Source organism: Niabella aurantiaca DSM 17617 (genome assembly GCF_000374125.1).
Classification (GTDB): Bacteria; Bacteroidota; Bacteroidia; order Chitinophagales; family Chitinophagaceae; genus Niabella; species Niabella aurantiaca.
In genome coordinates this window covers 1-15,546 of record NZ_KB893643.1, presented here as the reverse complement: position 1 = coordinate 15,546, position 15,546 = coordinate 1, and the positions used below count along the sequence as shown (strand labels likewise).

Here is a 15,546-nt window from a genome sequence, read left to right as displayed (position 1 = left end):
ATTTGTAAAAAATAAATGATAGTACAGATGAAACAAAAGATCCTTCTTTTAACGATAGCTGTATTTGCGATGATCACATTGAACGCCCGGAAAAAGAAAAGTGTTCCGGAAAAACCACCCAATGTGATCTATATCCTGGCCGACGATATGGGGGCGGGAATGTTATCGTATTATGGTCAGAAGTTTTTTACCACACCACATATCGACCGGCTGGCACGCAACGGTGTGGTTTTTGAAAACTCCTATTCCAGCGCTTACTGTGCCCCCTCCAGGGCTACCTTCCTGACCGGGTATAGCGACTGCAGAAAAGGAAAATTTGTATTGACCCAGGCGGGAATCTATACGCAAACGGCGACCGGCAAGCTGACCGACGGACAGGCCCAGTCTGCGGTAAATGCAGCGATCGGGGTGGAACCGGACCTGGACTACCTGCCGCAAATATTTAAACGGGCAGGTTATATAACCGGGGAAGTGGGGAAGCTGGATTATGGCTTTGCCACAACTGAAAAGCAGCTCAACCATCACGGTTGGGATTACCATTACGGATACTATGATCACGTGCAGTGCCACGGGTTTTACCCGATGTTCCTGCATGAAAATGGTAACCGTATAGCAATTCCCGGTAACACCCATCCGGATGCCGGCAAATCGGGCGAATGGGGCTCTGATAGCGCAGATGTAAAAGCAAGATGGAATATGAACGGGAAGCTGGTCTATTCGCAGGACCTTTTTCTGCAAAAAATGCTGGAGTTTATACGGAAGAATAAAGACCGGCCTTTCTTTTTATACCATCCCACGCAACTGCCACACGGACCGGTTGCGATCCCCGCGATTCATCCTGAGCTGGCCTTTCGAAAGGAGCTGACTTTTATTGAAAAAGCCTATGGATCGATGGTGAAGCGTTTGGATGATGATCTGGGAGTGATCCGGCAGGAGCTGGTACGCCTGGGCATTGCGGACAATACGATCATTATTTTTTCTTCTGATAACGGGCATGAGCTCTATACGGCATATAAAGGCAGGGTAGAGAAACCCATAAAGAATATGCAAACCGGCCGGCGGTTCGATAATGTTACGGATAAGTTTTACAGCAAAACCGGCGGTGATATTTTTGACGGGAACCATGGTATGGCCGGTTTGAAAACCAGCAACTGGAACGGTGGCGTAAAAGTGCCGCTGTTTGTGTACTGGCCTCAAAAGTTTAAAGCCGGCGCTATTTCTAAAAAGCTGGTGACGAACTATGATTTTATAGCTACGATGGCCGAGCTCTTAAACGTTCCTCTTAAAGACCAGAAGGATGGTATATCTTATCTGGCAGCATTGAAAAAAGGAAGGCCGCCAGGGGCCGGGCAGCCGCGCTCCATTGCTTTTGCATCCTTTATGGGTCCCGCCCTTGTTACTTCCGACGGCTGGAAACTTCGGTATTTTGCGCCCAAAAAAATATTCCAGCTCTATTATCTTCCAAAAGATTACCGGGAGCAATACGACCTTTCCGCGCAGCATCCGGAAAAAGTGGCCGGGCTGAAAAAGCTGCTCATTGAAAAATGCGACGGTGATCTTGCAAACGGCCTGTTATCGGGCTCGAGATTTTTAAATCCGGTTCTGCGATCTTTGCCTTCCGGAGTACCGGGAAAAAACAAATAGTCAGCCAACAAAAAAGCATTCCCATGATCGTTCAACGATGTTTTCTTACCGGGTTAATGATCTGTCTTAACCTGTGGTATGTTTCAGCCCAGCAGCGGCCGAATGTGATCCTTATTTATGCCGATGATCTCGGTTTTGGAGATCTGGGCTGTTATGGCGCAACGCATATCCAAACGCCCAATACCGATGCCCTGGCAGAGCAGGGGATCAGGTTTACCAATGCCCACAGTACCTCGGCTACCTGCACCCCTTCGCGCTATGCTTTAATGACCGGGGTTTATCCGTGGCGTGAAAAGGGGCATAATATACTGCCAGGTGATGCTGCTTTGATCGTTCCGGTAAACAGGATCACATTACCAAAAGTATTCAAACAGGCTGGGTATCAAACAGGTATCGTAGGTAAATGGCATTTGGGTTTAGGTGATCAGGTCGAAAAGAACTGGAATGGCCGCATAACGCCTGGACCCAATGAAACCGGCTTTGATTACTCGTTCATTTTTCCGGCTACGGCTGACCGTGTTCCTACGGTATTTATGGAAAATGGCAAAGTTACCGGTCTTTCGAAGAAGGATACCATAACGGTGAATTACAAAAGAAAGATCGGCGACGAACCAACCGGGAAAGAAAATCCGGAGCTTTTAAAGCTTCGGGCTTCCCACGGCCACAACAATACGATCATAAACGGCATCGGGAGGATCGGGTTTATGACAGGGGGTAAAAAAGCACGCTGGACAGATGAAGAAGTGGGGCCGACTTTTCTTGCCAAGGCGCAGCAGTTCATCGACAAAAATAAACATCGGCCATTTTTCCTCTATTTCGCGCTGAACAATATTCATGTTCCCCGGATGCCGGCCACCATGTTTAAGGGAAAAAGCACCATGGGCTATCGCGGTGATGCGATCCTGGAAATGGATTGGATTGTAGGGGCGATCCGGAAACAATTGGAACAATCAGGGATCGCAAAGAATACCATCATTATTTTCAGCAGTGATAACGGCCCGGTCCTGGATGACGGCTATGCCGATGAAGCCGTGGAAAAGGTTGGGACGCATCGCCCGGCAGGCCCTTTGCGGGGATGGAAGACCAGCATTTATGAAGGGGGTACACGGGTACCGTTTATCGTTTACTGGCCGGGAAAAGTAAAAGCCGGCGTGTCGGATGCGCTGATCAGCCAGATGGACCTGCTGCCTTCGTTTGCGGCATATCTTAAAGTACGCATTCCCAAAGGGGCTGCCTCCGATGCAGAGGATCATATCCTTGCCTTAACGGGAAAAGATCCGAAGGGACGGGAGCAGCTGGTAGAAGAAGGCTATCATAACCTGGCGATCCTGAAAAGAGGGTGGAAATACATTCCCGCATCTAAAAATAAAGCGGAGCAACTGTTCTATTTGACCCGGGATATTTCGGAAGCCCGGGAGCTTTCCAAAGAATACCCGGAGAAAGCAGCTGCGCTTCGCGGGGCGCTTGATGCAATAAAGGGAAATCAATAAAACAGGAAAGGAGCAGGGTCCCTTTCTGTTTTCAAATACTGGCAGGAGCTCCTGATTGGGGGTGCATCATAAGGGATAGAAATTTTTATTTAATGATTACAAAACGTATGATCCGGTTACTGCAAACAGCAGGTTTATTGCTTCTCACATTTGGTGTGTATGGCCAGATCCCGGTGCCCACCGCCGCCCAGGCAGCCTGGCAGGAAGCCGAGTTAGGGGTTGTTTTTCATTATGACCTGCATGTGTTCGATGGAAAAAAATATAACCAGTCGCAGAACCGGATCAGCCCGGTTCCGGACTACAACATCTTTGCACCGGATACGCTCGACACAGACCAGTGGATCAAAGCGGCAAAAGATGCCGGCGCCCGTTTTGCGATCCTTACCGTTACGCACGAAACCGGTTTTGCGCTGTATCAGAGCGATGTTAATCCCTACTGCATGAAGGCGCTTAAATGGAAAAACGGCAAGGGGGACCTGCTGCGCGATTTTGTGAATTCCTGCCGGAAATATGGCCTGAAGCCGGGCGTATACCTGGGAATCCGCTGGAACTCTTTCCTGGGGATCCATGATTTTAAAATGCAGGGCAGCGATCCGTTTGCAAAGAACCGGCAACAGGCGTACAAGAAAATGTGCGAGGGTATGGTAGAAGAAGTAACCACACGCTATGAGGATCTTTTTATGATATGGTTTGATGGAGGTGCCTCCGACCCCAAAACCTACGGGGCCGACATATTGCCCATTGTAGAACGGAACCAGCCCAACTGCCTGTTTTATCATAATGCCCAGCGGGCCGATTTCAGATGGGGCGGCTCGGAAACAGGCACTGTGCCATACCCCTGCTGGGCTACCTATCCCTTTCCTTTTTCACATGCAGAAAATACAGAGGAGATCTTTAAAAATAATTTTCAATTATTAAAGGAAGGCGATAAGAACGGCCGGTATTATATGCCCGCAATGGCCGATGCGCCGATACGGGGCTACCATGGCCGCCACGAGTGGTTTTGGGAACCTGGCGATGTGGCGCATATTTACCCGGTAAAGGACCTGGTGCGCATATATCTCAATTCTGTAGGCCATAATGCAACGCTGGTGCTGGGGCTTACGCCTAACCCGGATGGCTTACTGGACCCGCAGGACGTGGATACCCTGGCGGCGCTGGGCAGGGAGATCCGGACCCTGTTTGACCGGCCTTTGGCGGCTGCCGGCGGCACCGGTAAAATGTTTCAGCTAAGGATACCGGATGGTAAACAGGTAGGGCAGCTTGTCGTTCAGGAAGACATTACCAAAGGACAACGTATCCGGGCGTTTGAGATACAGGCCTATCAAAAAGGCCAATGGCGGACGGTCTTTTCAGGAACCTCCGTCGGGCATAAAATGATTGCTGTTTTTCCGGAAGCCTTAACGGCACAAAAGTTAAGGCTCTTTGTGAAAGCGTCTGCAGCCGGCCCGGTGATCAGGACATTTGCAGCTTACCAGGCAAAATAGCAGAAATGAATTCAACCAGGCGAATGAAATATCTTTATAATAAATACAGCTTCTATGATACGACTCATTTTTGGTTTTGCATTGATCCTTTTGAACAGTTTAGCGCTTAGCGGCCAACCTGAAAAGCCGCAGCAGCCCAATATCATTTTGTTCCTGGTAGACGATATGGGCTGGATGGATACTTCCCAGCCCTTTGGCGATTCTGTAATGGCATTGAACCGGAAATTCCATACACCCAACATGGAGCGTATGGCCCGGGAAGGCCTGTTGTTTCACCAGGCATATGCGAACCCTGTTTGCACACCTACACGTACCACATTGATCAGTGGTATGAGCGCGGCAAGGACCCATATTACCAACTGGACCTCCGTTACTCCCGGCCAGCCCACCGATTTTAAAGATGATGTGCTGGAAGCGCCCAGGTGGAACGTGAGCGGGCTGAGCACCACAAATGACCCGCAGACCTATTCCTGTGGAAAACCACTTCCGCAGCTGCTTAAAGATGCCGGTTATTTTACCATTCATGTGGGCAAAGCGCACTGGGGGAGCCTGGGTACCCGGGGCAGCGATCCCATGAACCTGGGGTTTGTTGTAAACATTGCGGGCTCTTCGCTGGGACATCCGCAAAGTTATTACGGAGAACAGAATTTTGGCAATATGCCCGGTAAGACCACCTTTAATGCCGTGCCCGACCTGCAGGCATACTATGGGAAGGACACCTTTCTGACCGAGGCGCTGACCCAAAAGGCCATGGCGGCAATGGACTTTCCCATACGGAATAAAAACCCCTTCTTTTTGTACCTGGGGCACTATGCCGTGCATTTGCCGATACAGGCGGACCGTAGATACATCGACAAATACCTGGCGGCGGGTCTTGATGCAAGAGAAGCCGGCTATGCATCGATGATCGAGGGCATGGATAAAAGCCTCGGAGATATTATGGACTACTTAAAAGCGAAAGGGATAGAAAAAAATACGGTCATTATTTTTATGTCGGATAACGGGGGGCTTGCCAATACGGGCAGGGGCGGCGCGCGCAATACGCAGAACCTGCCACTGCGTGCCGGAAAAGGCTCGCCCTATGAGGGTGGTATCCGGATCCCGATGATGATAAAATGGCCTGGTGTTACCCGGCCGGGCACCAAAACAAATACCTATGTGAGCGCCGAGGACTTTTATCCAACAGTGCTGGAGATTGCAGGTATCAGGTCTCCTGTACGGGTTGATGGAAAAAGCTATGTACCGGTGTTGAAAGATCCGGCAAAGACAAAGAATGACCGCCCGTTATTGTTTCATTATCCAAACCGGTGGACGGCAAACGAAGATGAAGGTTATGCCTGGTCGGGCGCCATGCGTTTGGGTAACTGGAAAATCGTTTATTTAATGAAACAGCAAAAGCTGGAGTTGTACGATATCGAAAAGGATCCGGGTGAGCAGCATGATCTTTCGGGATCAGATCCACGAAAGCTAAAAGAACTGGCCCGGCTGTGGACACGGGAGCTGAAGCAACGGGGCGCGCAGATGCCTCGCTGGAAGGATAGCGGCAAACCTGTTGCCTGGCCGGATGCTTTGGCACATTAGAAGGACGAGGATCCGGTTCGCGATGTGATCATCCTTTCCGGAGCGGATCCGCATCATTTTTTATCCGGCGTGGTATTCAATTTACAAATGCGGCAATGACCGGCACTCTTAGGGCGATCATCCCTCAGCGGGATCGTCGTGCATCATGTGCGGATGCAGGTAAAGCTGAACCTATTCTGATCTAAGGAAATTGTTGCTGGCGAAAATATAATGGATGCTTATCTTTAGGATCAGAATATAATCATATGCTAAAAAAAGCAGCGTTTTTTTTGTCCGGGGTGAACAGGAGCCGTCGCTGGTCTAAAGGCGGCAGTTTTATTTTTACCTTTTTCTTTACTGTACTGACCCTGGCAGGATCGGCACAAAGAGTGGTGGTCCTCGGTTTGGACGGATTCAGTTCGGAAGGTTTTAATAAGGCAAAACATCCCAATATCGATAAACTGATTGCCGGCGGCGTGTTTTCGCTGACCACCAGGCCGGTGATGCCTTCTGTTACCCTGCCAAACTGGACGAGTCACTTAACGGGATCGGGACCCGAAGAGCATGGGGTCACCAGCAACGCCTGGACGCTGCAGAAACATGAATTAAGTCCGGTAGCTGCGGATGCCGAAGGGTATTACCCATCGATTTTTAAAGTGTTGAAGGAGCAGGTGCGTGGAGTAAAAACAGCTTTTTTTTACAATTGGGCGGAGCTGATCAACTCCATGAATAAAAAGTATATTGATGAACGGGCCTTCCAGGTGAATGACGGGTACGACAGTAATTACAACAGAGCCTGTGCATTTATCATCAGGAATCGCAAGGACCCGCAGCTGGTATTTCTGTACAGTGTTCATACGGACCATGCAGGGCACCAATACGGCTGGATGTCTCCGCAATATATTGCTGCAATTGAATCTGCCGATAGTGCGATCGGGGTCTTTTTAAAAAAATTGCAGGATGCCGATCTTTATAAGGATACCCATTTTTTACTCATTACAGATCACGGGGGCATCAATAAAGGGCATGGAGGCACTACCATGAGGGAGATGCAGGTGCCCTGGGCAATAACAGGTCCTTCTGTAAAAAAACAGGGACTGAAGCCGTTCCTGAACAGCAATAAGAATACCGCGCTTGTCCTGGCCCGGATCTTTAAAATAAAACAGGTGCCGGAGTCCTGGACGGGAGTGGTACCCCGGGGGATATTCAGGTAGCGCGTCATTCATTGTGGCAAAAAATGGGCTGGTGGCCCGTGGAAACTTTGTGATAGACATCCAATGGCAGCACGGCAGGCTGACAGCCGCCCGGATCTGGTCGCGCAGTGGTGGCAGCTGTACCGTGCGCTACCAGGAACAGCAGGTACAGATCCGCACGGTACCCGGCCCCATCCTTTACGCACTAAGATCGGAGGCATTTAGGTATTTCCCGCTGGTCCCATAAAGCGGCAGGATATGGCAGGGCCTAAGCGTACCTTGCTTTATTCCGCCAAAAACGCGCGTCCTCTCTGTACCGCTTTTTCAAAACTGGAGGTTACGTTGGCCTTCCCGATCGCAAACAGGAGCCTTGCGGCTCTCAGATCCTCAATGACCTGTTCATTGCTTATTTCAGAAAGTATGAGCTTGGTGCCCTGCCGCACCGTGTCTTTATGAATTTCGCGGATCGTCTTCATTCCCGTTGCATCAATGATGGGCACCTGCCGCATCCGTATGATCAACACTTTTGGCGGATGACCGATAAATGTCATGGCGTCCCTGAACTTATAGGCCGCACCAAAGAATAAAGGCCCCGAGATCTCAAAGACCTCGATTCCCGGAGGGAGCCCGGGGCGCTCTTCCTCATCATCTTCTTCATCTTCGGTGAGCACACGGCTCACCTTGCTGTTGCGGATCATATGCCGCATAAAAAGGAACGCCGCCAATATCATCCCTATTTCTATGGCAACAGTTAAATCTACAAAAACCGTCAGCAGGAATGTTGCCAGCAGGATCGCGCAATCATTTTTAGGGCCTTTGAGCACTGAAATAAAGTTTTCCCGTTCGCTCATATTAAAAGCCACCACCACCAGTATTCCCGCTAAGGTAGCCATTGGTATGAGCGTAGCCCATTTACCGGCAAAGAGCATGATGATGAGCAGGGTAAGCGCATGTACCATACCGGCTACGGGTGTGCGCCCTCCGTTTTTTATATTGGTAGCAGTGCGCGCTATGGCGCCGGTAGCGGGAATGCCGCCAAAGACCGAAGAAAAAATATTGGCCGTGCCCTGCGCTACCAGTTCCATATTGGATTTATGACGGGCACCGATCATGCCATCTGCCACGATTGCCGACAATAGCGACTCGATACCTCCCAGTAATGCGATCGTAAAGGCCGGCCGGATCATGTTTTTTATAGTTGCATAGTCCAAAGAAGGAATAGAGGGCGCGGGCAATGAGGAAGAGATATGTCCAAACCGGGTGCCGATGGTCTCTACCGGCAGGTGCCATACCTTAGCGGCGATCGTTGTAAGCAGCAAGGCCAGCAAAGACCCGGGAATGCTTCTGATAAACTTCGGAGAAAGCCAGATAAGCAGGATTGTGATGATGCCAATGGCCATTGCGTAAAAATTGATGGTATGGATATGCCGGAAATAAGCGATCCATTTGTTCATAAAATCTGCCGGCACTTCGCCCATCTGCAAACCCAAAAGATCCCTGACCTGTGACGCAAAAATGATCAGCGCAATGCCGCTGGTAAAACCAGTGATCAACGGATAGGGGATGAATTTGATCACAGAACCTAAACGTGCAAAACCCATCAGCACCAACATAATGCCCGCCATAAAAGTAGCGATGATCAGTCCGTTAACACCATAGGTTTGCACAATGCCATAAACGATCACGATAAAAGCGCCGGTGGGCCCGCCGATCTGCACCCTGCTGCCCCCGAGGGCAGAAATGATAAAGCCTGCAACAACGGCCGTGTACAAGCCCTTTTCCGGGGAGACCCCCGAAGCAATGGCAAAAGCAATAGCGAGGGGCAGGGCCACGATGCCCACAATAACGCCTGCCAGTATATCTTTGCCCAGCTGCCGGCGGTCATAGTGCTTTAATGTCGTCAATAATTTCGGCGTAAACATGCTTGTCGGGATTTACGTACAAACTTGAATGGACTGCTTTATTTCTATAACATCATCCTTGTTGAGCCAATGGCCGTATTTTCTGTAGGGCATAACCCGGAGGTTCCATTGCCGCTCTTCAAAATCAATGGTAGCGCTCATTTGTTTTTTATAGTTATTCTTCATGATAAAGCCTCATGCTTTTATCCAGCACTTAAGCAGGTTACCGGAGGCACTTTCCACCAGGTAATATTCCGGGGGGATCTCGTTTTCCATGCTGTGATAGGTTACGATCCGGGTGCCTCCCGGTTTTTGTGCCAGTTGCCGGAACAGGATGCGGTTATAATGGTTGAACAGCTCCTCAGAAACAACAATGCTGTCATCAATCTTATGTGCATGCTCCAGGTTCTCGTAAAACGAATTAAAGAAGTAAAAATGATCATAGCTCCCGAAATCCAGCTGCATAAAATTGGCGTGCAGGAAATATACATTTTCAGCCCGCAGGGCAGCCCGGGCATTTTGAGCATGTGCTAATAACCGCTTTCTTTGCTCCACACCGTAAAACCTTGCACAGGGTGCAAAATACGCGGCCGAAAGACAAAATTTTCCCACGCCGCAACCAATATCCAATATACGTGCGCCTTTATGTGTGGCCAGGAAGGCTGCGGCTTTCTTCGTTACAGCCAGTGGGGTCCAATGCCGGCTTGCCAGGGTTGCCACCGGTAACGGGTACAGTTCATGGAAGTTTTCATCCGACTCAAAATAATAGGAGCCGTCCCGCCCCGGAAGCGTATTCCCCTTAATGTTCTGCATCAGCTCTTTTTCCTCCATATGATTCTCTTGTATTTGATTGTATTGAGCCCCCGGGAATAACTGCATACCTCGTTTGTGTTCGTGAGTATTCTTTCGGGGATCCGGCCTTCGCCTTCAGGAGCATGGACCGTCGATTTACTACGCCGCAAAGATCGGGCTTGTGTTCGGGGAAATAAGTGCACTATATCAGCCTGAAAACTGCAAATTATCAGTCTTAAAATAGGGTAACTTTGTTGCTGATGAGTATTCATGGTATTTTTCCGATAGAGAAATGGGATTTCAGAAGCCACTCGATCCTTTCCGGATTATCGCTAGACGACCTGGAGCTTTTGATGGCGCACCGGCTGGAGCAGGTATATAAAAAAGGGACCCCTATCTTCAGGGAGGGCGGGTTTCCCCAGGGGATCTTTTATATTATAGACGGAGTGGTAAAGAAGTTCAAGGTCAATGATTCAGGTAAAGAACAGATCTTCTATGTGGCCCATACAGGAGAGCTCATCGGATATCATGCCTTGCTGTCTGAGGACCGTTATCCGGATTCTGCTGCGGCTTTGGAAGAAAGCAGGATCGCTTTTATACCCAAAGAAGATTTTTTGAAGGCCCTGCAATCTTCTCCGGATCTGAATGGCCGGTTATTAAAGACACTGAGTCATGAGTTTGCTGTGCTGGTTAACGGGCTGAGTCTTTTTACCCAAAAGTCGGTACGGGAGCGCCTGGCCCTTCAGCTGATCGTATTGAGGGAAAAATATAAAGTAAATTTTCAGCCGGGTATACCGGTAGTGATCAATATGAGCCGCGAGGACCTGGCCAACCTGGTAGGTACTGCTACCGAAAATGCCATCAGGATATTAACCGAATTTAAAGAGGAAGGCATTCTTGAAACAAAAGGCCGGAAAATTATTATTCATGATGTAAACCGGCTGATAAAGATCGCAGATTACCGGTAGCGAAAAACAGGCAGAACCGATCAAAAGGCTGTTTATGATGGATGGCGCTCCATGAAGTTGCAGGATCCCGGTAACAGGTATCGGTAAAAATTCCACACACGTTTAAATTTTTATATAGTTTTTTTTGTTTAGTTAAAAAAAGGAGTATATTTGTCTACCAAATAAGTAGACTATTTCTAACCACCGGCAATAGTCAATCTAAACTTAAAATCAAAATGAATACGTTGAAAATTTCTGCAATGAAATTGCAAGAATGCGCTGCCAGGCGCCAGGTGGAAAAACCACTCAAATTAACCGGGTTTTACAATTTAATCATGCGTCCCTTCATATCAGGATTTCTTATCCCTAACCTCATCCATTAAATCGAAACTTCCTAAATGATCCTTCCTGCTTCTAATTCGATTAAATATATTCATAGATGTGCCTTCTTTATTTTGGCAAGCATTTGTCTTAACTTGAATTCCAATGCCCAGTTAAATAAATTGCTGCAATCTGACATTGATAACGGCTCAAAAATAATTGAGCCATACATTTCAAAAAAGATGAACGACAGTGTGCGCCTGGTGGGATTAGGCGAATTACAAATTGACCAAAGAGAACCAATACTTCTAAACGCGGCAATTGCGGCGTATTTGATTCAAAAAAACGGTTTTAATACATATTTAGTTGATAAACCTGATTGGGTAGTGCGCAATTTTAATGAATACATCATCGCTGACGATAAAGCTTTTTCTCAAACAGCATTCGATACGATTTTCAGCAAAACATTTGCTGGCTCACGATATTTTAATACTGACTTTAAAAGTTTTGCACTTTGGTTAAAAAAATTCAATGCAAAGCAAAAAACAAACAAAGTCAGAATAAAGGGAGTTGGATTCCTGGTTGAGAATGTTTCTCAATTTCCAATAATGAACAATTACTTTATTGAAAAGTATGTTCGTCCTTACAATAAAGCGATTGCCGATAGTATGCATTTCCGATGGGAAAAAGCTGGCAACAGTAATACTGTCGCCTCTGACTCGGTAGTTATAGCGTATATGAAGACATGGCAGCAAATGGTTGAAAAGCGGAAGTTAATTACCGATACTGATGTGCTTGCACAAATGAATTCAGATATCGCTGATAGAACATTAGCATTGTCGCTCTTAAATAGCAAGCTGGATGAATTGCAAAAATATAATCAGATGCTGATGCTATATGCACATGTTGAGAAATCCTCAATAAATGAATTAATGAAAAATAGATCTAATAAGATCATTTTTTCCGCTCCAAATACCACTTTTACGAATTCGGCAGTGTTTGTCTATGACGTAAACAGAAAAGCCTTGCCGATACCAACCAACGGCGCAGCATACAGAGAAACGTTTGGTCGTGGTTATGTCAACACTGTTGTTACTTTTTCGGACAGCGCAAATGTCATTGGCATAAAAGGTGGCAAACCCTATCAACCGACAGTAGCAGATGGTGACGAGCTTACAAAAAAACTAATCCTTAAAAAGGGAATTTATTATTTACCAGAAAACAGCGTTGAGTTGTCTGATTTCAAAGTACCCACTATCTCGACCGGCACTTGGGGAAAAGACGCGACCATTGAATTAGAAGGTAAATCAAACGCTCCGCTATTTGATGTATTGTTTATTTTCCATACCATCACAAAAAGTACGTCTATAAAGTAAAGGAGAGTGACCACTTTTGAATTACCAACTTGCACACTAACCCTTATCAGAAACAATGATAAACCTGTACATTGTCGATTATTATTCCGATTTCAAGCTTAACGGGCTAAATACATATGTAGCTATGCTCGGACGCATGCTAGAAAAACACCGCGGCGTTAAAATATGCTATATCTGGGCAAGATCTAATGTAAAAAAAATTGAACATAAAAAAGTCAATAATGTAAAACATATCTATTTCCCTAATGATCTAGGGCACATTGGTAATTTTAATAACGATCGTCAACAGTATGACATAGTTTGCATAGTGATCCAGAAAATTCGCCTTAAACTTATGTTGAGGAATATACCGTGTTCCAACTGCTGGTGGTCTAAAATTGCCTGGCTTTTCGTTATATCCAGTATAGCCTTCGTTTCAAGATTATGTTGCTTCTCTGCGGCGTTTTTAGGCTTTACGTAGATGAACAAGCCCATAGAAGGACGTTGTCCCTTACCTCTGCCTCCAAAATCATAATAATAAAGATACTTATCGCGTTTTGCGTTCTTTCTTCTCCCGATATTCATACTCACTGTATTTAGAAGGTGATAAGAAAGATGATCAATGAATATGCCGGAATGCCTGGAGTGTTGCCTTCATTACCAGCCCGGGAAGACTGTGGAAAGAACTGTAAAAAAAAAATTTTCGGCGCTGCGTTTGTTTGCGTGCAACAGTTTGCCGGTTTGTCAGGAGCGTGTGTCATTTCATGTGTCAAACCATGTGTCAACCGGTCAAAAAATCTCCGAAAAAAGTAGTGATTGGAGCTGTATTTTTCTCCTTGTGTGCTGGATCGAATCCAGTAAATTTCGTGTGTCATTCCGTGTGTCATTTATGTGTCGTAAATAGTGGAAACAAGCGGAAAAAAGCGACACTTTTTTGACACACGCAAAAACAAAAAAGGTTGTAAGTGAATTACTTACAACCTTTTTTCTGTGCCCGAGACTGGATTCGAACCAGCACGCCGTGTTAACAGCGCCACCACCTCAAGGTGGTGCGTCTACCAATTTCGCCACCCGGGCTACCCGTTTGAGGACTGCGAAAATAGGCAAAAGACTTCATTTATTTGATAAATACCGGGGCCTATTTTTAAAGAATTTGAAATAACCGGAGGGGAGTTTACCCGGTGCGGTTCTTATCTTTGTATTTTTAAATCATGACATATCAGCAAACGCTGGATTACATTTATGCAAGGCTCCCCATGTTCAGCCAGATAGGAGCCAAAGCCATCAAAACCGGTTTCCAGAACATCCTGGAGCTTTGTGCTTTTCTGGGAGAGCCACAAACCAAAACCACCTTTATCCATATAGCCGGCACCAACGGCAAGGGGTCCGTAAGTCATATGCTGGCTTCGGCATTGCAGGTTCAGGGATATAAGACGGGCCTGTACACATCGCCCCATCTCACCGATTTCCGGGAGCGGGTAAAAGTAAACGGAAAGATGATCGGGGAACAGGACGTAGTGACATTTATTGAAAAGACCCGGCCGGTCATTGAGCGGATCGACCCCAGTTTTTTTGAGATCACCGTAGCAATGGCCTTCGATCACTTTGTAAGGGAAGCCGTGGATTATGCGGTGATTGAAACAGGATTGGGCGGGCGGCTGGACAGCACCAATATCATCCGGCCTGTCCTTTCGGTAATCACCAATATTGGGTTTGATCATGTGCAGCTGCTGGGCGATACCCTGCCAAAAATTGCTGCCGAAAAAGCAGGGATCATTAAGGAACAGGTTCCGGTAGTGATCGGGGAAACCCATCCTGAAACGGCGCCGGTATTTCTTGATAAAGCAAAAGAGCGGAATGCACCGGTCTTTTTTGCCGACCAGGAATGGCATGTGGAAAACTGGTATTACCAGGAGGAAATCCTGCTGGCGGAGGTTTCGAAAAAAACGGCGATCGACCATTACCGGTACCAGATGGACCTTTCAGGAGCTTACCAGGTAAAGAATCTGCTGACGGTGCTGGAGGCCTGCAGGCGGCTGCGCCGTGCCGGCATTGCCATAGACGAAGCGTCGGTAGCCAAAGGCATTGCACATGCCAAAAAGCTGAGCGGTCTGCATGGCCGCTGGGAGCTCATACACCGGCAGCCACGCATCGTGCTGGATGTTGCCCATAACGAGGATGGGATGCGGCAGGTGTTGGATCAGCTGGAACTGACCCCTTACCGCAAGCTGCACCTGGTAATGGGTATGGTAAAAGATAAAGATGTGGATAAGGTCTTGTCCATGCTTCCGGAAACGGCGCTCTATTATTTTACGAACGCAAAGCTTCCGAGAGCCCTGCCCGCAGCGGATCTTAAGGGGAAAGCCGCCGCATTCGGACTGAACGGTACTGTTTGGCCGGGTGTAAATGAGGCGCTGGATGCAGCAAAAGAACAGGCGCATGCAGAGGATCTGATCCTTGTTTGCGGAAGTATTTTCCTGGTGGGGGAGGTTAGGAGGTATTAGATACCCTGGCGGCTTTATCGGCGGTATATTCCCGCAGATTGGAAGATATTAAAATAACGTGAGTTCGACAAGATTTAGGCAGCAATAGCGATCCAAAAGTTTCGTTTATGCGCTTTGAAGGTAGGTTTGATATCTCTGAAGTTATATGCGGCCAGGCAGGCAAGCATGTTATTAAATCCATTGTCCACACTACGATGCCGGGTGTGCCACAAATCCTGAAAGTCCTTTAGTAAATCAATCACTGTTTCTATCAAAGCTCTTCGCTTCAACATAAACTTTTCTTTGATGGTCAATAGTTTATTTTTCATATTGCGACGGATTTTGGTAACCAGTTTAATACCCTGCTCCAATA

The 15,546-nt window shown here is 47.4% G+C and carries 13 protein-coding genes and 1 tRNA gene; 9 read left to right on the top strand and 5 right to left on the bottom strand.

What is annotated here, in order from left to right; genetic code table 11:
- Nucleotides 1-27 precede the first annotated feature (27 nt).
- The 6 genes from B160_RS0116470 (at nucleotide 28) to B160_RS0116445 (ending at nucleotide 7,621) form a co-directional block, all read left to right on the top strand.
- The gene (locus tag B160_RS0116470) at nucleotides 28-1,644 is read left to right on the top strand and encodes a sulfatase-like hydrolase/transferase (protein WP_018629020.1); all 1,617 of its coding nucleotides are present in this window, start codon (nucleotides 28-30) and stop codon (nucleotides 1,642-1,644) included.
- 23 nt (nucleotides 1,645-1,667) lie between these two features.
- Nucleotides 1,668-3,134 carry a sulfatase family protein gene (locus B160_RS0116465; RefSeq protein WP_157558110.1) on the top strand — a complete coding sequence of 489 codons (1,467 nt, stop codon included), beginning with the start codon at nucleotides 1,668-1,670 and terminating at the stop codon, nucleotides 3,132-3,134.
- Between the two features lie 92 nt (nucleotides 3,135-3,226).
- Entirely contained in the window at nucleotides 3,227-4,621 is a 1,395-nt protein-coding gene (locus B160_RS0116460) for an alpha-L-fucosidase (RefSeq protein ID WP_018629018.1), read from the top strand.
- A 54-nt stretch (nucleotides 4,622-4,675) separates the two neighbouring features.
- Nucleotides 4,676-6,202 carry a sulfatase gene (locus B160_RS0116455; RefSeq protein ID WP_018629017.1) on the top strand — a complete coding sequence of 509 codons (1,527 nt, stop codon included), beginning with the start codon at nucleotides 4,676-4,678 and terminating at the stop codon, nucleotides 6,200-6,202.
- Nucleotides 6,203-6,447: 245 nt separating this feature from the next.
- Nucleotides 6,448-7,395, top strand: a complete 948-nt coding sequence (locus tag B160_RS0116450) for an alkaline phosphatase family protein (RefSeq protein WP_018629016.1) — start codon at nucleotides 6,448-6,450, stop codon at nucleotides 7,393-7,395.
- A 31-nt stretch (nucleotides 7,396-7,426) separates the two neighbouring features.
- Nucleotides 7,427-7,621: a glycoside hydrolase family 95-like protein gene (locus B160_RS0116445; protein WP_018629015.1), complete on the top strand. Its 195-nt coding sequence runs from the start codon at nucleotides 7,427-7,429 to the stop codon at nucleotides 7,619-7,621.
- Nucleotides 7,622-7,658: 37 nt separating this feature from the next.
- Here the strand turns inward: B160_RS0116445 and B160_RS29385 are convergent, their stop codons facing one another.
- From B160_RS29385 to B160_RS0116430, 3 genes are read right to left on the bottom strand one after another with little or no spacing between them, the layout of a single operon-like run.
- Nucleotides 7,659-9,296, bottom strand: a complete 1,638-nt coding sequence (locus B160_RS29385; protein WP_018629014.1) for a SulP family inorganic anion transporter — start codon at nucleotides 9,294-9,296, stop codon at nucleotides 7,659-7,661.
- Between the two features lie 12 nt (nucleotides 9,297-9,308).
- Nucleotides 9,309-9,461, bottom strand: coding sequence for a hypothetical protein (locus B160_RS31730; RefSeq protein WP_018629013.1), 153 nt, complete (start codon nucleotides 9,459-9,461; stop codon nucleotides 9,309-9,311).
- A gap of 9 nt (nucleotides 9,462-9,470) precedes the next feature.
- A complete protein-coding gene (locus B160_RS0116430; protein WP_018629012.1) occupies nucleotides 9,471-10,106 on the bottom strand; it encodes a class I SAM-dependent methyltransferase in 636 nt (211 codons plus the stop codon).
- 221 nt (nucleotides 10,107-10,327) lie between these two features.
- Between B160_RS0116430 and B160_RS0116425 the strand changes: the two genes are divergently transcribed.
- Both B160_RS0116425 and B160_RS0116415 read left to right on the top strand, forming a co-directional pair.
- The gene (locus B160_RS0116425) at nucleotides 10,328-11,035 is read left to right on the top strand and encodes a Crp/Fnr family transcriptional regulator (protein ID WP_040680014.1); all 708 of its coding nucleotides are present in this window, start codon (nucleotides 10,328-10,330) and stop codon (nucleotides 11,033-11,035) included.
- Nucleotides 11,036-11,412: 377 nt separating this feature from the next.
- A complete protein-coding gene (locus B160_RS0116415; protein WP_018629009.1) occupies nucleotides 11,413-12,711 on the top strand; it encodes a TraB/GumN family protein in 1,299 nt (432 codons plus the stop codon).
- Nucleotides 12,712-13,681: 970 nt separating this feature from the next.
- Here the strand turns inward: B160_RS0116415 and B160_RS0116405 are convergent.
- Nucleotides 13,682-13,767, bottom strand: a tRNA-Leu gene (locus tag B160_RS0116405).
- A 134-nt stretch (nucleotides 13,768-13,901) separates the two neighbouring features.
- Here B160_RS0116405 and B160_RS0116400 point away from each other — a divergent pair.
- Nucleotides 13,902-15,194, top strand: a complete 1,293-nt coding sequence (locus B160_RS0116400) for a bifunctional folylpolyglutamate synthase/dihydrofolate synthase (protein ID WP_018629007.1) — start codon at nucleotides 13,902-13,904, stop codon at nucleotides 15,192-15,194.
- A 74-nt stretch (nucleotides 15,195-15,268) separates the two neighbouring features.
- On the opposite strand, the gene B160_RS29380 is transcribed toward B160_RS0116400, so the two are convergent.
- Nucleotides 15,269-15,546, bottom strand: a 278-nt coding sequence (locus tag B160_RS29380; RefSeq protein ID WP_018629006.1) for a transposase, incomplete at its 5' end; no start/stop codon positions are given.

Excerpts from the sequence above, each read along its gene's own strand:
- B160_RS31730 (WP_018629013.1), bottom strand. The coding sequence starts at position 9,461 with ATGAAGAATAACTATAAAAAACAAATGAGCGCTACCATTGATTTTGAA.
- B160_RS0116400 (WP_018629007.1), top strand. The coding sequence starts at position 13,902 with ATGACATATCAGCAAACGCTGGATTACATTTATGCAAGGCTCCCCATG.
- B160_RS29385 (WP_018629014.1), bottom strand. The coding sequence starts at position 9,296 with ATGTTTACGCCGAAATTATTGACGACATTAAAGCACTATGACCGCCGG.
- B160_RS0116450 (WP_018629016.1), top strand. The coding sequence starts at position 6,448 with ATGCTAAAAAAAGCAGCGTTTTTTTTGTCCGGGGTGAACAGGAGCCGT.
- B160_RS0116415 (WP_018629009.1), top strand. The coding sequence starts at position 11,413 with ATGATCCTTCCTGCTTCTAATTCGATTAAATATATTCATAGATGTGCC.
- B160_RS0116470 (WP_018629020.1), top strand. The coding sequence starts at position 28 with ATGAAACAAAAGATCCTTCTTTTAACGATAGCTGTATTTGCGATGATC.
- B160_RS0116460 (WP_018629018.1), top strand. The coding sequence starts at position 3,227 with ATGATTACAAAACGTATGATCCGGTTACTGCAAACAGCAGGTTTATTG.
- B160_RS0116430 (WP_018629012.1), bottom strand. The coding sequence starts at position 10,106 with ATGGAGGAAAAAGAGCTGATGCAGAACATTAAGGGGAATACGCTTCCG.
- B160_RS0116455 (WP_018629017.1), top strand. The coding sequence starts at position 4,676 with ATGATACGACTCATTTTTGGTTTTGCATTGATCCTTTTGAACAGTTTA.
- B160_RS0116465 (WP_157558110.1), top strand. The coding sequence starts at position 1,668 with ATGATCGTTCAACGATGTTTTCTTACCGGGTTAATGATCTGTCTTAAC.
- B160_RS0116425 (WP_040680014.1), top strand. The coding sequence starts at position 10,328 with ATGAGTATTCATGGTATTTTTCCGATAGAGAAATGGGATTTCAGAAGC.